The sequence below is a fragment of the Streptomyces sp. NPDC047028 genome, assembly GCF_040644095.1.
Taxonomy (GTDB): Bacteria; Actinomycetota; Actinomycetes; order Streptomycetales; family Streptomycetaceae; genus Streptomyces.
In genome coordinates, this window is the sequence record NZ_JBEYVS010000083.1 from 1 (window position 1) to 14,489 (window position 14,489).

Below are 14,489 nucleotides of genomic sequence, written 5' to 3' on the forward strand. Positions count from 1 at the left end.
TGGGGCGCGGCTGACGGGGCGGCTCCCGAGTGGAGCCGCCCCTTCGGTTTGACACCTAAAGGGCTACGCCCAGCAGCGCGTCCACTGCCCTTGTCACCAGGCCCGGGGCTGCCGTGTCCGTGCCGCCGTCCGACTGCTGGTGGGTTGCCCAGCGGTCTACTGCCGCCAGGGCCGTGGGGGTGTCGAGGTCGTTGGACATGGCCTCGCGGAGTTCTTCGACCAAGGTGTCGGCGGAGGGGCCGTCGGGGCGGGAGACCGCTGCTCGCCAGTGGGTGAGGCGGCTGAGCGCGTCCTGGAGGGTCTGGTCGGTCCACTCCCAGTCGGCGCGGTAGTGGTGGGAGAGGAGGGCGAGGCGGATCGCGGCCGGGTCGACGCCGTCGCGGCGCAGGGCGGAGACGAAGACGAGGTTGCCCTTCGACTTGGACATCTTCTCGCCGTGGAGGCCGACCATGCCGGCGTGGACGTAGGCCTTGGCCATCGGGAACTCGCCGGTGAGCACCTGGGCATGCGAGGCGCCCATCTCGTGGTGCGGGAAGGCCAGGTCGGAGCCGCCGCCCTGGACGTCGAAGCCCATGCCGAGGTGGTCGAGGGCGATGGCCACGCACTCGATGTGCCAGCCGGGGCGGCCCCGGCCGAGGCTGCCGCCGTCCCAGCTGGGCTCGCCCTCGCGGGCGGCCATCCACAGCATCGGGTCCAGCGGGTTCTTCTTGCCCGGGCGGTCCGGGTCGCCGCCGCGCTCGGCGGACAGCAGCCGCATGGCGGCCGCGTCGAGGTTCGAGACCTGGCCGAAGTTCGGGTCGGTCTCGACGGAGAAGTAGGTGTCGCCGTCCAGTTCGTAGGCGGCGCCAGTCTCACGCAGCCGCTCCACGAGAGGGACGATGCCGGGTATCGCCTCGACGGCGCCTATGTAGTGCCGGGGCGGGAGCATCCTGAGGGCGGTCATGTCCTCGCGGAAGAGGGCCGTCTCCTTCTCGGCGAGGACGGCCCAGTCGACGCCGTCCCGGTCGGCGCGCTCCAGCAGCGGATCGTCGACGTCGGTGACGTTCTGGACGTAGTGGACCTGCCGCTTGGTGTCGAGCCACACGCGCTGCACGAGGTCGAACGCGTTGTAGGTCGCCGCGTGACCCAGGTGGGTCGCGTCGTACGGGGTGATGCCGCAGACGTAGATACGGGCGACGGGACCGGGGTCGAGGGTGACGAGGCCGCCGGTCGCGGTGTCGTGGATCCTCAGGTCGCGGCCCTGACCAGGCAGGGCGGGGACCTCGGAAGCGGGCCAGGCATGCATGTACATGAGCCTAACCGGCCGCGAGTTGTCATGAGGAACCGGAGCGGGTCGGATGGCCGGTTGTGCGGTCTTGCGGATCGGGACCCGGTGTGCTCGTCACGTCGGCGGGGCGCCGCTCACACCGGGGGCCAGGGAATGGCCGGCCACTCCCCGCCCGGTTCCGGGTGGCGGCCGGCGGCGAGCAGGGCGTCGACCCGCGCGCGCGTGGCGTCGGTCTCGGCCGGGGTGAGCAGTCCGGCCAGCCGGGCGGCCAGTTCGCCGCCGAGGGCGTCCCGCAGCCGCTGGAGGACCTCGACGGCCTCCGGGGTGAGGAGTTCGCCGGCCCAGCCCCACAGCAGGGTGCGCAGCTTGTCCTCGACGTTGAAGGTGACGCCGTGGTCGATGCCGTAGAGGCGTCCTTCGGCGGTGGGCAGCAGGTGGCCGCCCTTGCGGTCGGCGTTGTTGATCACCGCGTCGAGGACGGAGAGCCGGCGCAGCCGCTCGTCGTCGGCGTGCACGAGCAGCGCGGTGCGTCCCTCGCCGACCTCGGCGAACCCGATGGCCTTCCAGCCGGGCCCGGGTTCCTCGCCGTCCACGAGGGCGAGCAGCTCGGTGTCTGCGCTCGCTTCGATCCAGAGCTGGACCATGCCCTCGCCGTAGGGGCCGTCGCGCAGCACGGTCGGCGGCACGAGTCCCCAGCCGGTGGCCTCGGAGACCTCGTAGGCGGCCACCTCGCGGCCGGCCAGGGTGCCGTCGGGGAAGTCCCACAGCGGGCGCTCCCCGGCGACGGGCTTGTACACGCAGTCGGCCTCCCGGCCGTCGTGGGCGACCGTGCAGAACAGGGCGGCGTTCGAGGCGTCCCGGATGCGGCCGCGGACGGTCAGCTCACCGTGTGCGAGCAGGTCTGCGGCCTCGGTGCCGGCGGTGGTCACGCTCCGCGGCGGTATCCGTTCTGGCGCGGACATACGTGTCCTTCCGGGTCGAGCGGGAGGCTGCACAGCGGGCACGGCGGCCGCCCGGCGTTGACGACGTCGAGGGCGCGCTTGGCGAAGGCCCGGGCCTGCGCGCCGGTCAGCCGGACCCGCAGCATCGGGGGCCCGTTCTCCTCGTCCTGAAGCAGGCGCTCCTCGGCCTCGGCGAGATCCTCCTCGGTGTCGGCCTCCAGCTCGACCAGGGCCTGCGCCTCGACGATCATGCGCTGCTCGTCGCCGTCCCAGGCCAGGGCCATGGTGCCGACGCGGAACTCCTCCTCGATGGGGGTGTCCAGCGGACCGGTGTCGCTGATCTCCGTGGGCGTCATGGCGGGGACGGCGGCGCTGCCGCCGCTGCGCCGCACGACCTCGTCGAGCAGTTCGTCCATGCGCTCGGCGAGCGCGGCGACCTGGGTCTTCTCCAGTGCCACGCTGGTCACCCGGGGGCCTGCGGTGGCCTGGAGGAAGAACGTACGGCGTCCGGGCAGCCCGACCGTGCCGGCCACGAAGCGGTCCGGCGGATCGTAGAGGAACACCTGACGGGACACGTCCTGTCTCCATTGAATTCGAGAGTTACGGCGGTACGGGCCATGCGGGGGTGGGGCGGTGCGGGTCGCTTCACCCTACTGCGGCCGACGATCACGGTGCGCCCGCACCGCCCCCGACCGGTGCGTCGCCCTCCGGGGGCGTCTGGTGCGGGGCGAGGGAGGCGAGGTCGCCGGTGTCCCCGAGACGCACCAGGAAGGGCCTGAGGCGGGTGTAGCGGATCGCGGTGATGGAACACGGTTCGACGGAGATGCGCTGGAAGAGGTCGAGATGCAGTCCGAGGGCGTCGGCGACGAGGGACTTGATGATGTCGCCGTGGGAGCACATGAGGTAGACGGCGTCGGCGCCGTGGTCGCGCTCCACGCGCGCGTTCCACTCGCGTACGGCCTCGGCGGCGCGGTGCTGCATGGCTCGCATGGACTCGCCGCCGGGGAAGGCGGCGGCGGTCGGGTGCGCCTGGACGACGTCCATGAGCGGTTCGTCCTTCAGCTCGGCGAGCTTGCGGCCGGACCAGTCGCCGTAGTGGCACTCCCCGATGCGTTCCTCGGTGTGGGCGCGCAGGTCGGGGCGGGCGTCGAGCAGGGGGCGTACGGTCTCCTGGCAGCGCTGGAGGGGGCTGGTGACGACTTCCGCGAGCGACAGCCCGGCGAGCCGCCCGGGCAGCGCGGCGGCCTGCGCGGCCCCGCGCTCGTCGAGCGCGACGCCCGGGGTCCAGCCGGCGAGCACGCCCGAGGTGTTGGCGGTGGAACGTCCGTGCCTGACGAGGATCAACGTGGGCATGCGGCCAGGGTAGGCGCACCAGGTGGTGTGCCGGCGGTCGGGCGAGAGGAGAATGCGCGGCGTGATCGTTGACTGCGCCATCTACCGGGACGGACACCGCACCGAGGGCCCGGACGACCTCGGCGACGCGCTGGCTCAGGCGCGGGCCGCGGGCGGGTTCGTGTGGATCGGTCTGCATGAGCCGTCGGGGCGGGAGTTCGCCCTGGTCACCGAGGAGTTCGGGCTGCATCCGCTGGCGGTGGAGGACGCGCTGAAGGCGCACCAGCGGCCGAAGCTGGAGGTGTACGACGACTCGTTGTTCATGGTCCTCAAGCCGGTGGTGTACGAGCCGGAGGGGGATACCGTGTCGGCCGGCGAGGTCATGCTGTTCGTCGGCGACTCCTTCGTGGTGACGGTCCGGCACGGCGGGGGCGCGGCGCTCGCCGCCGTACGGCACCGGCTGGAGGAGGAGCCGGAGATGCTGGGCAAGGGCCCCACCGCGGTGCTGTACGCGATCTCCGACGCGGTCGTCGACCACTATCTGGAGGTCGTGACGGAGCTGCAGACGGACCTGGAGGAGCTGGAGGCGGAGGTGTTCCAGCCGGACGGCGGCGGCTCCCGCAACACGGCGTCGCGGATCTACACGTTCAAGCGGCAGGTCCTGGAGTTCCGCCGGGCCACGGGTCCACTGGCGCTGCCGCTGACCAGGCTGGCCGGCACCGGCGGCGGGCCGGTCGGCGGGGTGCCGTTCGTGGACGACAAGGCACGGCCCTTCTTCCGGGACGTCAACGACCACCTCACCCGGGTGAACGAGGGCGTGGAGGGCCTGGACCGGCTGGTGTCGGACATCCTGTCGGCGCATCTGGCGCAGATGAGCGTGCGGCAGAACGACGACATGCGGAAGATCTCGGCATGGGCGGCGATGGCCGCGATCCCGACGATGATCGCGGGGATCTACGGCATGAACTTCGACCACATGCCCGAACTGCACTGGCTGTGGTCGTATCCGGCGGTGATCGCGCTGATGGCCGTCCTGGAGGTGCTGCTCTACCGGCTGTTCAAGCGGCGCGGCTGGCTGTGAGCGGCGCTCAGGCGAACTCGGGGGCGGAGGTGGCGGGCCCGCCGAGGGCGTCGCGGCGCTCGGGCATGGTCAGGGTGGTCATCCGACGCCAACCGCCGAAGCGTTCGTAGAGGTACACGGCGTGGATGCCGGCGGCGAGCAGCGCGGACTTGGCCTTGGGCCAGCCGAGGATGTGGCCCATGTGGGCCATGACGGCGAGGCTGACGTCGCGGTAGACGCGCATCTCGGCGAGCGCGCAGGTGCGCAGGGTCTCCTGGATGACCTTGTCGTGGCCGATGGCGGAGAGGCGCAGGAGTTCCTCGTGGGTGTAGGCGAGGTGGTTGTCCTCGTCCTCCGAGATCATGCGGACGGCCCTGCCGATCTCGAGGTGTTCGGCGAAGTGCTTGCGGAGCATGGCCATCTGGTCGGCGGCGCGCTGTTCGGTGACGCGGCTGTGGGCGAGGTAGACGACGATGTCCTGGAGGGTGAGCGGTTCGTCGGCCCGGAGCCTGTCGTGGGCGAGGCCGATGCCCTGCCGCTCCAGCAGCATCGTGTAGTCGGTCTTGGGCGGCACGGGCACGGGCTTGAGTCCGCGCTTCCTGATGAGCGCGGTGAAGATACGGCCGTGCTTGTCCTCGTCTGCGCCGTGGCGGGCGATCCTGGGGGCGAGGTCGCGCTCGCTCTCCGGGACCAGGGCCGCGATGCGGCCGTTCTCCCAGCCGCCCTGGGACTCGCCGCTGGCCGCGATGGAGCAGAAGAGGCGGAAGGACTCGTCGTTGTCGACGATCTCCTGGAAGAGACTCTTGGCCGAAAGCATGGGGGCACCTCTCTGCGTGATTCCGCAGAGACCGAGTCAAATGGGGGCGGACCGGGCTGGCAACCACCATGCGGCCGAACTCATCCGAACGGACCAGCAGACGCGTCGCGGTCCAGGCGTAACCGCGCGGACGCCGGCGCGTTGTTCCTCCTGACGGCCGTGGCGGGGAAGACCCCCCGAGCCCCCACCACGGCCGCGGAAACCTCTCGCGATCGGTCCCGCCCGGTCAGGTCCTCCGGTCAGGCCGTCAGGTCAGGCGAGTCCGGCGCGCTCCAGGGCCTCGCTGCCGGCGCGCAGCGAGGCCAGGCGCTCGTCGAGGGTGAAGCCGGCCGGGGCGAGGTTCAGGGTGGTGACGCCGACGGCGGCGTAGGCCCGCATGCGGTCGGCGATGCGGTCGACGGAGCCGAGCAGGGTCGTCTTGTCGATGAGGTCCTGCGGGACGGCCGCCGCGGCTCCCTGCTTGTCCCCGGAGAGGTACTTCTCCTGGATCTCGGCGGCTTCCTTCTCGTAGCCCATGCGCTGGGCGAGCCGGTTGTAGAAGTTCTGCTTGATGCTGCCCATGCCGCCCACGTACAGCGCGGTGTAGGGGCGGAAGGTGTCGGCGAGCCGGGCCACGTCACTGTCCTCGCCGACGGCTAGCGGCAGGGTCGGGGCGACGTCGAACCCGTCGAGGGTCTTGCCCGCCTTCTCCCGGCCCGCGCGCAGGTGGGTGAGGGCGGTGTCCTCCAGGTGCTCGGCGGACGGGAAGATCAGCAGGGCGCCGTCGGCGATCTCGCCGGTCTGCTCCAGGTTCTTCGGTCCGATCGCGGCGATGTACAGCGGGATGTGCTCGCGCTGCGGGTGCACGGTCAGCTTGATGGGCTTGCCCGGGCCGCCGGGCAGCGGCAGCGTCCAGTGCTCGCCCTCGTACGACAGCCGTTCGCGGGTCATCGCCCTGCGCACGATCTCGACGTACTCGCGGGTGCGGGCGAGCGGCTTGTCGAACCTGACGCCGTACCAGCCCTCGGAGACCTGGGGGCCGGAGACGCCGAGGCCGAGGCGGAAGCGGCCGCCGGAGAGCGAGTCGAGGGTCGCCGCGGTCATCGCGGTCATCGCGGGCTGACGGGCCGGGATCTGGAAGATGGCCGAGCCGACGTCGATGCGCTCGGTCTGGGCGGCGACCCAGGAGAGTACGGTGGCCGCGTCGGAGCCGTACGCCTCGGCGGCCCAGCACACGGAGTACCCGAGCCGCTCGGCCTCCTGGGCCACGGCCAGGTTGTCCCCGTCCATTCCGGCACCCCAGTACCCCAGGTTGATCCCGAGTTGCATGCCCATCCCCTTACCCATGAGTAACGTCCCTGTGGACCGACCTTAGCGGAGGGAATGTCGGCCGGGGGCGCCGTGACGGTTTCGGTGCGCTTACAAGTGCGGCCGCGTCGTGGCTTGTCGCGCAGTTCCCCGCGCCCCTTACGGGGCACGTTCGCAGCTGCGGGCAGGCGTGCCCCAAGGGGCGGCACGGGTGGGCGCAGCGGCACCCTGCCGGCGCCGGTGAGCGACACCCGCCCCCCGCCCGCCGCGGCGCGGGGCGCCGAATGGTCGGGAGGGTTATCCACAGGCAACCCACCGCACCGGCTCTGGCCAGTAATCTCGCCGCATGGAGCAGAGGCATCTCGGCCGTACCGGCCTGCGCGTGTCCCGCATCGGCCTCGGCACCCTCACCTGGGGCCGGGACACCGACGAACACGACGCCGCGGACTTGCTGAAGGCGTTCTGGGAGGCCGGCGGCACCCTCGTCGACACCGCGGACGTGTACGGCGACGGCGAGTCGGAATATCTGCTCGGCCGGCTCATAGAAGGCCTCGTACCGCGCCGGGACCTGGTCATCTCCACCAAGGCGGGCAGCGTCCCCGACCCCGACCGCCGTTTCGACGGCTCGCGCGGCCATCTGCTCGCCGCCCTCGACGCCTCCCTGGCCCGCCTCGGCACGGACTACGTCGACGTGTGGCACGTGCACGCGTACGACCCCGGGACCCCCCTGGAGGAGACCCTCCAGGCCCTCGACCTGGCCGTCAGCAGCGGCCGCGCCCGGTACGCCGGCGTGTCCAACTTCTGCGGCTGGCAACTGGCGAAGGCCGCCACCTGGCAGCTCGCGGTGCCGGGCACCCGTACCCGGCTGGCCAGCACGCAGATGGAGTACTCGCTGCTCCAGCGCGGCGTCGAGCGCGAGGTGCTGCCCGCCGCGCTCGACCTGGGCGTCGGTCTGCTGCCCTCCTCCCCGCTCGGCCGTGGTGTGCTCACCGGCAAGTACCGGGGCGGCACTCCCTCGGACTCCCGCGGCGCCCTGGAGCACCTGGCGCCGTTCGTCGAGCCGTATCTCGACGACACCGCGACCCGCATCGTGGACGCGGTCACGACGGCGGCGGACGGGCTGGCGGTCACCCCGCTGCAAGTGGCCCTCGCCTGGGTCCGGGACCGGCCCGGCGTCGCCGCGCCGATCGTCGGCGCGCGCACCGCGCAGCAGCTCACGGCCGCGTTGTCAGTGGAGGCCCTTAGTCTTCCTGACGAGATCTGCCGGGCGCTGGACGATGTGTCGGCGCCCGTGCACCGCTATCCCGATCACGACTGGAGCACGCTGTGAGCACGGAGCCGGAGACCACGGAGGAACCCGGACCGCGGACCCCGGACCACCGGGAGCCCGAGGACGGGGACACGGCAACGACCGACAGCGATCCGGCCGAGGACGCCGGCGAGGACGCGGCGGGCGACACGACGGCACCGGGTGCGAGTACCGGGGCCGAGGGGGCCGACGCGGCCAAGTTGTCGGAGGCCGAGGCCGAGTTGGCCGCCCAGCGGGTCGAGCGGGAGCGGATCGCACGACGGAAGGCCGAGAAGGAGGGGCCGATCGCGAGCGGGACGAAGCTCAGCGGCAAGGCGGCGGACCTGCTCGCCGCGGTCCGCGCGGTGGAGAGCGGCGAGAAGCCGTTCACCGCGGTGTTCGACGAGCCCGAACCGGCCCCGCGCCGCGCCGCCCCGGAGCCCGTCCGCCGTCCGGAGCCCACCCCGGCGGTACGGCCCGGCGGTCCCGCGCCCGAGGCCGTCGACGCCGTCCGCGGCGTGCTGACCGAGGGAGGGGCCCCGGACGCGCTCGCGCCTCAACTGGCCGCCGTCCTCGGCGAGGGCGCCGGCGCCGCCCTGCGGGACGACCCCTGGCAGCTGCTGCGGGTCGCCGGTGTGCGGCCGGAGCAGGCCGACGGGTTCGCGCGGGCGCTGCTGGGCGCGGAGTGCGGCCCGGACGACGAGCGGCGCGGCCGCGCGCTCACGGTCTGGCTGCTGGAGCAGGCCGCCGTGGCCGGGCACACCGCCCTGGACCTGCCGGCGCTGACCACCGCACTGGACCGGCAGGGCGTGCCGGACGCCGACACCGCCGTCCAGAACGCGCTCGCGGAGGGCGAGGCGCTGGCCTTCCAGGACGCCCTGGAGGAGCCCGGCGCTCCGGCGCCGCGGGAGGAGGGCGAGGAGGAGGCGGAGCGGCCGGTCCGGGTCCTCGTCGGCCTGGAGCGGTACGCCCTCGCCGAGGAGAGCCTCGCCGACGGCCTGGCCCGACTGGTCAACTCCGTGTCCGAGGAGGCGTCGGAGACCTGGGAGAAAGCGACGGCCGAGCTCCCCGGGACGGCGGGAGGCGCGGCGGAGCTGGCCCGCGCGGTCGCCGGGCACGGCGTGGTCCTGCACACCGGCGGTGAGACCGCCCGGGCCGAACCGGCCGCACTGCTCGCCGCCGCCCGCGCCGCGGGCCTGCGCGCGTTCGCCGCCTGCCACACCCCCGCCGGACAGCACCACTTCGCGACACTGCTCGCCGCCGCGGAGAACAACGGCCGACCGCCGGCCGGCGCGGACACCGGTGCGCTGGGGGCGACCGGGGACGACGGCCCTGAGGCCGCCATGGACGTGGTGGGGACGGTTGACGGTCTGCTGGCCGGGGTGGAAGGGCCCGGGCGGGACGCGGACGGTGCGTTGGATCTCGATCTGCTGGTCGTGCTGGACGCGCCCCAACTCGGGGTGGAGAGTGCCGCGATGCTGGTGGAGTCGCTGGCCGACGGCACCCGGCTGGTGCTGAGCGGCGATCCGGCGGTGCTGTGGTCGGCCGGTCCCGGGCGGGTCTTCGCCGACCTGCTCGCGGCCCGCTTCTGCCCGCAGATCGCCTCCCGCACCCCCGATCCCGGCCCGCTCGGCGAGCTGGTCTCGGGGATCGGCATGGGTGAGCTGAACCAGGTGGCGGCGCCCGGCAAGGAGATCGTGATCGTTCCGGTGCGGGACGCGGGCGAGGCGGTGCACCGGACGGTGCAGCTGGTCGCCGACTCGGTGCCGCGCGCGCTCGGCGTTCCCGCGGAGCAGACGGTGGTGATCACCCCGGGACACGGCGGCGCCGCCGGCACCCGGGCCCTGAACGCGGCCCTCAAGGAGCGTCTCAACCCCGGCCCGGGCCGTTTCGGCGGCTTCGACCCGGGTGACCGGATCGCCTACTCCCCCGCCCCGGGCCGTACGGTCGCGGGCCGGGTGGTGCGGGCCGACGCCGACGGGCTGCACCTGGAGTGCGCGGGCGCCCCCGTGGTCGTACCGAAGGAGCAGGTGGAGCGGTCCCTGCGGCACGGCTGGGCACTGACGGCGCACCAGGCGGTGGGCAGCCGGTGGCCGGCGGCGGTCGTCGTGCTGCCGGGCGACGCCACGCGGGCCCTCAGCAGACCATGGGTGTACACGGCGTTCGGCCGTGCGGAGCGCCACCTGTCCGTGGTCCACGGAGTCGAACAGGCCCTGCCGAAGGCGGTGGCGGAGATTCCGGCCAAGCCCCGCACGACCCGCCTGGGGACCCTGCTGACCACACCGGCCCACCCGGCGAGCTAACGCGGAGCCGCCACCGCGGCAAGGACCGGCGGTGCCGTGTCGCCCTCGGGCGCCACGGCACCGCCGGCCGATCTCACCTGTCCGCGTCCAACGGCTCCAGATCCTGCTCGTCCTCGCCGAGGTCCACCTCGTCCAGCCCGTCGGCGTCCTCGTCGTCCTCCTCGTCGTCCTCCTCGTCGAACACCGCGCTGACGTCGAACCGGCACACCACCCGCTCCGGGTCCACCTCGTCGAACGGTGCCTCCAGCCACTCCCCGGGCTCGGCCGGGTCGTCCGCGGCGGTGACCCAGAGCGTGGAGTCGCCCTCCTCCAGGCCGAACTCCTTGTGCCGGGAGGCGATCTCGTCGGGTTCGAACTCGCCGAACAGGACGCCGAGCGCCCCATGCACGGTGCTCGCGCCGTCCTCGTCCCTGCCGCCCAGGTCCTCGCGGTCCACCGCCTCGACCCGCTGGGCCTGCGCCAGCAGCCGCTGCGGTTCCACCACGGAGTAGTCGCGCCGGATCAGCACGCTGAGCGCGTTCGGCTCCTCGGGTCCGGCGTACGGCGGCAGCGAGTCGTCCCCACCGGGGATCTCGAAGGGCGTGACCTCGTCGTAGCGCTCGTACAGCAGCTCGTCGTACACCTCGGCGGCCGCGGCGAGCTGGTTGAACGCCTCGTAGACGGCCGGGTCGTCCTCCCCCGACCTGCGTTCGACCGCCGCCAGGTGGCGGTCGAGCGCGGTCTTGACCGCCTCGGCGGCGGCGCGTACCTCGGCAGCGGTGGGCTGCGCAGCATCAGACATAGTGCAGACGCTATCCGTACCGGGCCCCAGCCCGCACAATAGATGCGATGCCGGAATACGAATTTGTCGACGTGTACGTGCCGCGCGGGGTGTCCCGCAAGGATGCGACGCGTCTGCTGACGGACCATGCCGAGTACGGACACTGGGAGTTGGACCGACTGAGCCTGCTGCGCGACGGCAGCCGCAGGGTGCGGTTGCGCCGGCGGATCATCCGCCAGGTGCGGGCCACGTGGTGAGGCGACGGAACTGAACGGAGCGGGCCCGCCGGGATGGCGGGCCCGCTCCGTGATCAGCGTGCGGGTACGGCGTTCCGTGTCACGCCGCGGCCCTGGCCTTGCGGTACAGCACCGCGCCGGCGAGCAGCGCACCCGCGCCGACCGGCAGCGCGAGGCCCATCGGCAGGTCGCTGCCGGTGTGCGCGAGCTGGGCGCCGCTCAGGGACTGGCCGGAATCGCCGCCCTGCTGCCGGACCTGCGTGGAGGTGTGCGGTGTGTGCCCGCCCGTCCTGGGCGGGGTGTTCGGCGTGCCCGGGTGTCCGGGCGTACCCGGATTCCCTGGCGTGCCGGGGTGTCCGGGCGTACCGGGCTTGCCCGGCGTCCCGGGGTGACCAGGCGTACCAGGGTGTCCGGGGTGACCAGGCGTACCCGGGTGGCCCGGGTGGTGGGGCGGGCACGGGTGCCCGGGGTGACCCGGGTGCCCAGGCTGTCCCGGGTGCCCCGGTGTCCCCGGGTTGCCGTGACCACTGCCGCCGTTCACGCAGTCGTTGCCGGCGGCGGCGTTGCCCAGGCCGATCACGTTGACGCTGTTACCGCACAGGTTGACCGGCACGTCGACCGGTACCTGCACGGTGTTCCCGGAGCCGACGCCCGGCGAGCCGGCGGTGTGCCCACCCGCGTGGGAGCCGCCGCGGTGGTGCCCTCCCCCGGAGGCCCCGCCGTGGTTGGCGCAGCTGTTGCCCATCGCCGGGTTGAGCAGACCGACGACGTTCACGGTGTTGCCGCAGACGTTGACCGGCACGTGCACCGGCGCCTGCACGGTGTTGCCGGACAGTACGCCGGGCGAGCCGGCGGCTGAGCCGGCCGCGCTCGCGTCGGCGTGCGCGTAACCGCTCGCGGCGGCGATCACGCCGGTGGCGGCGGCCACGGTCATCAGGCCCTTGCGGGTGCCCTGTCGCATTCTCGAGTTCCCCCCTGCCTTGGATCCTGCTGTGCGTGCACCGCGGAGACGCGGAAGCGGTCCGCGGGAAGAGACCGGCCGGCCCCGGAGCGCATGGCGCGCGCTCCGGGGCCGGCGGCACGTAAGAGACGACGCCCCTCGGGGAGTCGGCGTCAGTCGTTGACGCAGGTGTTGCCGAAGGCGGGGTTCAGGAGCCCGATCACGTTGACCGTGTTGCCGCAGACGTTCACGGGGACGTGAACCGGCACCTGGACGACGTTGCCGGAAAGGACACCCGGCGAGTGCACCGCGGCACCCTGGGCGCCCGCGTCGGCGACGGCCAGGCCCGCACCGGCGAGAACCAGACCACCAGTGGCAGCCGCAGCAGCGACGACCTTCTTGATCATTATTCCTCCTAGTTGGCAATGCGACCCCAAGGTGCGGCGTCGCATCACCTGTAACGAGGAGGGAGTATTGGAGCTACGAGCTTATGGTCGCATTCACCCTTCTCAGTCGATCTCGTACGTGCGCCCGATTACCTGGGGGCAGGGCCTCACGACGCGTCGAGGAACCGGTCGAGCACCCGTACGCCGAACTTCAGGCCGTCCACCGGCACCCGCTCGTCGACACCGTGGAACATTCCGGCGAAGTCCAGCTCGGGCGGCAGCTTCAGCGGGGCGAAGCCGAAGCCGCGGATGCCGAGGTCGTCGAAGGACTTGGCGTCGGTGCCTCCGGACAGCATGTAGGGGATCGCCTTGGCGGTGGGGTCCTCGGCGAGCAGCGCGGACTGCATGGCCGCGACGGTCGCCCCGTCGAAGGTGGTCTCCAGGGCCTTGTCGTGGTGCACGTCCTCACGCCGGACGTGCGGGCCGAGGAGCCGGTCGATGTCGGCGAGGAACTCCTCCTCGTGGCCGGGCAGGAACCGCCCGTCGATGTGCGCGGTGGCCTCCCCGGGGATGACGTTCACCTTGTAACCGGCGTTCAGCTGGGTGGGGTTGGCGGTGTTGCGCAGGGTCGCGCCGATGAGCTTGGCGATACCGCCCAGCCGGGTGAGCGTCGTCTCCATGTCGTCGGGGTCCAGCTCGATGCCGAGGGCGTCGCCCAGCTCGTCGAGGAAGGCCCGGGTGGTCTTGGTGACCCGGACGGGGAACTCGTGGCGGCCGACCCGGGCGACGGCCTCGGACAGCTCGGTGATGGCGTTGTCCCGGTGGATCATCGACCCGTGGCCGGCGGTCCCGGCCACGGTCAGCTTCATCCAGTGCATGCCCTTCTCGGCCGTCTGGATCATGTAGAGCCGGCGCTGCTCGCTGATGGTGAAGGAGAAGCCGCCGACCTCGCTGATGCCCTCGGTGACGCCCTCGAACAGCTCGGGGTGGTGGTCGACCAGGTACCGGGCGCCGTAGGTGCCGCCGGCCTCCTCGTCGGCGAGGAAGGCGACCACGACGTCCCGGGGCGGCCGGCGCCCGCTGCGCAGCCGGTCGCGGACGACGGCGAGGGTCATGGCGTCCATGTCCTTCATGTCGACGGCGCCGCGCCCCCACACGCACCCGTCGGTGACCTCGCCGGAGAAGGGGTGGTGGGTCCAGTCGCCGGCGTTGGCCGGTACGACGTCGAGGTGGCCGTGGATCAGCAGCGCGGGCCGGGACGGGTCCTCGCCGGCGATGCGGGCCACGGTCGAGGCGCGTCCCGGGTGCGACTCGTAGATCTCGGGCTCGAGCCCCACCTCGGCGAGCTTCTCGGCGACGTACTCGGCGGCCTTGCGTTCGCCGGGCCCGGAGTGGTCGCCGTAGTTGCTGGTGTCGATGCGGATCAGCTCGCGGCAGAGGTCGACGACCTCGTCCTCGCCGCTGACGCCCTTGGCCGTGTCCGTGTCGGTCACGCTGCTTCCTCCCGCTGTCACTGCCGGCCGCGCGGGGCCGGTGGTCCCCCTCATCCTCTCTCCGCCCGCCTCCGCTGCCCAGAACCGGTCCCGGCCCGTCACAGGCCCTTCGCGCCCGGCGGGACGCGGCGACGGGGTGTGATCGGCCCTCCCTGAAAGCCTGGTAATGTTTCCTTCGTCGCCGCGGGGGAAGCCCCGCACGACAGACACCTTGTCCGGGTGGCGGAATGGCAGACGCGCTAGCTTGAGGTGCTAGTGCCCTTTATCGGGCGTGGGGGTTCAAGTCCCCCCTCGGACACCAGTGAGGGCCCTCGCGGAAGCGGGGGCCCTTCCGGCAGCTGGCGGGGCAGGCTCTTGTGCACCGCCATCAGGCTGTCGG

Annotated in this window: 14 protein-coding genes and 1 tRNA gene; 5 read left to right on the forward strand and 10 right to left on the reverse strand. The window is 72.7% G+C overall.

What is annotated here, in order from left to right:
* Nucleotides 1–55: 55 nt before the first annotated feature.
* The 4 genes from mshC to ABZ854_RS36060 all read right to left on the reverse strand — a co-directional run bounded on the left by mshC (nucleotide 56) and on the right by ABZ854_RS36060 (nucleotide 3,561).
* Entirely contained in the window at nucleotides 56–1,285 is a 1,230-nt protein-coding gene (mshC, locus tag ABZ854_RS36045; RefSeq protein WP_361219968.1) for a cysteine--1-D-myo-inosityl 2-amino-2-deoxy-alpha-D-glucopyranoside ligase, read from the reverse strand.
* Nucleotides 1,286–1,401: 116 nt separating this feature from the next.
* Entirely contained in the window at nucleotides 1,402–2,229 is an 828-nt protein-coding gene (locus ABZ854_RS36050; protein WP_361219971.1) for an SCO1664 family protein, read from the reverse strand.
* Nucleotides 2,193–2,783, reverse strand: coding sequence for a DUF3090 domain-containing protein (locus tag ABZ854_RS36055; protein WP_129310001.1), 591 nt, complete (start codon nucleotides 2,781–2,783; stop codon nucleotides 2,193–2,195). Before ABZ854_RS36055 ends, ABZ854_RS36050 begins: the two co-directional genes overlap by 37 nt.
* Before the next feature lie 91 nt (nucleotides 2,784–2,874).
* The gene (locus tag ABZ854_RS36060; RefSeq protein WP_361219974.1) at nucleotides 2,875–3,561 is read right to left on the reverse strand and encodes a histidine phosphatase family protein; all 687 of its coding nucleotides are present in this window, start codon (nucleotides 3,559–3,561) and stop codon (nucleotides 2,875–2,877) included.
* Between the two features lie 61 nt (nucleotides 3,562–3,622).
* Here ABZ854_RS36060 and corA point away from each other — a divergent pair, with 61 nt between their 5' ends.
* Nucleotides 3,623–4,621: a magnesium/cobalt transporter CorA gene (gene corA / locus ABZ854_RS36065; protein WP_361219977.1), complete on the forward strand. Its 999-nt coding sequence runs from the start codon at nucleotides 3,623–3,625 to the stop codon at nucleotides 4,619–4,621.
* Nucleotides 4,622–4,628: 7 nt separating this feature from the next.
* Here corA and ABZ854_RS36070 read toward each other — a convergent pair whose 3' ends face one another.
* Both ABZ854_RS36070 and ABZ854_RS36075 read right to left on the reverse strand, forming a co-directional pair.
* The gene (locus ABZ854_RS36070) at nucleotides 4,629–5,417 is read right to left on the reverse strand and encodes a ferritin-like domain-containing protein (protein ID WP_361219980.1); all 789 of its coding nucleotides are present in this window, start codon (nucleotides 5,415–5,417) and stop codon (nucleotides 4,629–4,631) included.
* Nucleotides 5,418–5,669: 252 nt separating this feature from the next.
* Complete coding sequence (locus ABZ854_RS36075; protein ID WP_361219983.1) at nucleotides 5,670–6,725, reverse strand: LLM class F420-dependent oxidoreductase; 1,056 nt, start codon at nucleotides 6,723–6,725, stop codon at nucleotides 5,670–5,672.
* Between the two features lie 325 nt (nucleotides 6,726–7,050).
* Here ABZ854_RS36075 and ABZ854_RS36080 point away from each other — a divergent pair, with 325 nt between their 5' ends.
* A complete protein-coding gene (locus tag ABZ854_RS36080; RefSeq protein WP_361219986.1) occupies nucleotides 7,051–8,034 on the forward strand; it encodes an aldo/keto reductase in 984 nt (327 codons plus the stop codon).
* Nucleotides 8,031–10,295, forward strand: a complete 2,265-nt coding sequence (locus tag ABZ854_RS36085) for a helix-hairpin-helix domain-containing protein (protein ID WP_361219988.1) — start codon at nucleotides 8,031–8,033, stop codon at nucleotides 10,293–10,295. Before ABZ854_RS36080 ends, ABZ854_RS36085 begins: the two co-directional genes overlap by 4 nt.
* Before the next feature lie 73 nt (nucleotides 10,296–10,368).
* Here ABZ854_RS36085 and ABZ854_RS36090 read toward each other — a convergent pair whose 3' ends face one another.
* Entirely contained in the window at nucleotides 10,369–11,076 is a 708-nt protein-coding gene (locus ABZ854_RS36090) for a hypothetical protein (protein WP_361219991.1), read from the reverse strand.
* Nucleotides 11,077–11,123: 47 nt separating this feature from the next.
* Between ABZ854_RS36090 and ABZ854_RS36095 the strand changes: the two genes are divergently transcribed.
* Nucleotides 11,124–11,312, forward strand: coding sequence for a DUF5703 family protein (locus ABZ854_RS36095; RefSeq protein ID WP_005485166.1), 189 nt, complete (start codon nucleotides 11,124–11,126; stop codon nucleotides 11,310–11,312).
* Between the two features lie 79 nt (nucleotides 11,313–11,391).
* Here the strand turns inward: ABZ854_RS36095 and ABZ854_RS36100 are convergent, their stop codons facing one another.
* From ABZ854_RS36100 to ABZ854_RS36110, 3 genes are all read right to left on the reverse strand, one after another.
* Nucleotides 11,392–12,252, reverse strand: coding sequence for a chaplin (locus ABZ854_RS36100; protein WP_361219993.1), 861 nt, complete (start codon nucleotides 12,250–12,252; stop codon nucleotides 11,392–11,394).
* Between the two features lie 152 nt (nucleotides 12,253–12,404).
* The gene (gene chpH / locus ABZ854_RS36105; protein WP_129309992.1) at nucleotides 12,405–12,638 is read right to left on the reverse strand and encodes a chaplin ChpH; all 234 of its coding nucleotides are present in this window, start codon (nucleotides 12,636–12,638) and stop codon (nucleotides 12,405–12,407) included.
* Between the two features lie 146 nt (nucleotides 12,639–12,784).
* Nucleotides 12,785–14,110, reverse strand: coding sequence for a M20/M25/M40 family metallo-hydrolase (locus ABZ854_RS36110; protein ID WP_361219996.1), 1,326 nt, complete (start codon nucleotides 14,108–14,110; stop codon nucleotides 12,785–12,787).
* A 213-nt stretch (nucleotides 14,111–14,323) separates the two neighbouring features.
* Here ABZ854_RS36110 and ABZ854_RS36115 point away from each other — a divergent pair.
* Nucleotides 14,324–14,411: transfer RNA gene (locus tag ABZ854_RS36115), tRNA-Leu, on the forward strand.
* Nucleotides 14,412–14,489 lie beyond the last annotated feature (78 nt).

Coding starts and splice junctions, on each gene's coding strand:
- ABZ854_RS36060 (WP_361219974.1), bottom strand. CDS start 3,561: ATGCCCACGTTGATCCTCGTCAGGCACGGACGTTCCACCGCCAACACC.
- ABZ854_RS36075 (WP_361219983.1), bottom strand. CDS start 6,725: ATGCAACTCGGGATCAACCTGGGGTACTGGGGTGCCGGAATGGACGGG.
- ABZ854_RS36050 (WP_361219971.1), bottom strand. CDS start 2,229: ATGTCCGCGCCAGAACGGATACCGCCGCGGAGCGTGACCACCGCCGGC.
- chpH (WP_129309992.1), bottom strand. CDS start 12,638: ATGATCAAGAAGGTCGTCGCTGCTGCGGCTGCCACTGGTGGTCTGGTT.
- ABZ854_RS36080 (WP_361219986.1), top strand. CDS start 7,051: ATGGAGCAGAGGCATCTCGGCCGTACCGGCCTGCGCGTGTCCCGCATC.
- ABZ854_RS36095 (WP_005485166.1), top strand. CDS start 11,124: ATGCCGGAATACGAATTTGTCGACGTGTACGTGCCGCGCGGGGTGTCC.
- mshC (WP_361219968.1), bottom strand. CDS start 1,285: ATGCATGCCTGGCCCGCTTCCGAGGTCCCCGCCCTGCCTGGTCAGGGC.
- ABZ854_RS36090 (WP_361219991.1), bottom strand. CDS start 11,076: ATGTCTGATGCTGCGCAGCCCACCGCTGCCGAGGTACGCGCCGCCGCC.
- ABZ854_RS36070 (WP_361219980.1), bottom strand. CDS start 5,417: ATGCTTTCGGCCAAGAGTCTCTTCCAGGAGATCGTCGACAACGACGAG.
- ABZ854_RS36100 (WP_361219993.1), bottom strand. CDS start 12,252: ATGCGACAGGGCACCCGCAAGGGCCTGATGACCGTGGCCGCCGCCACC.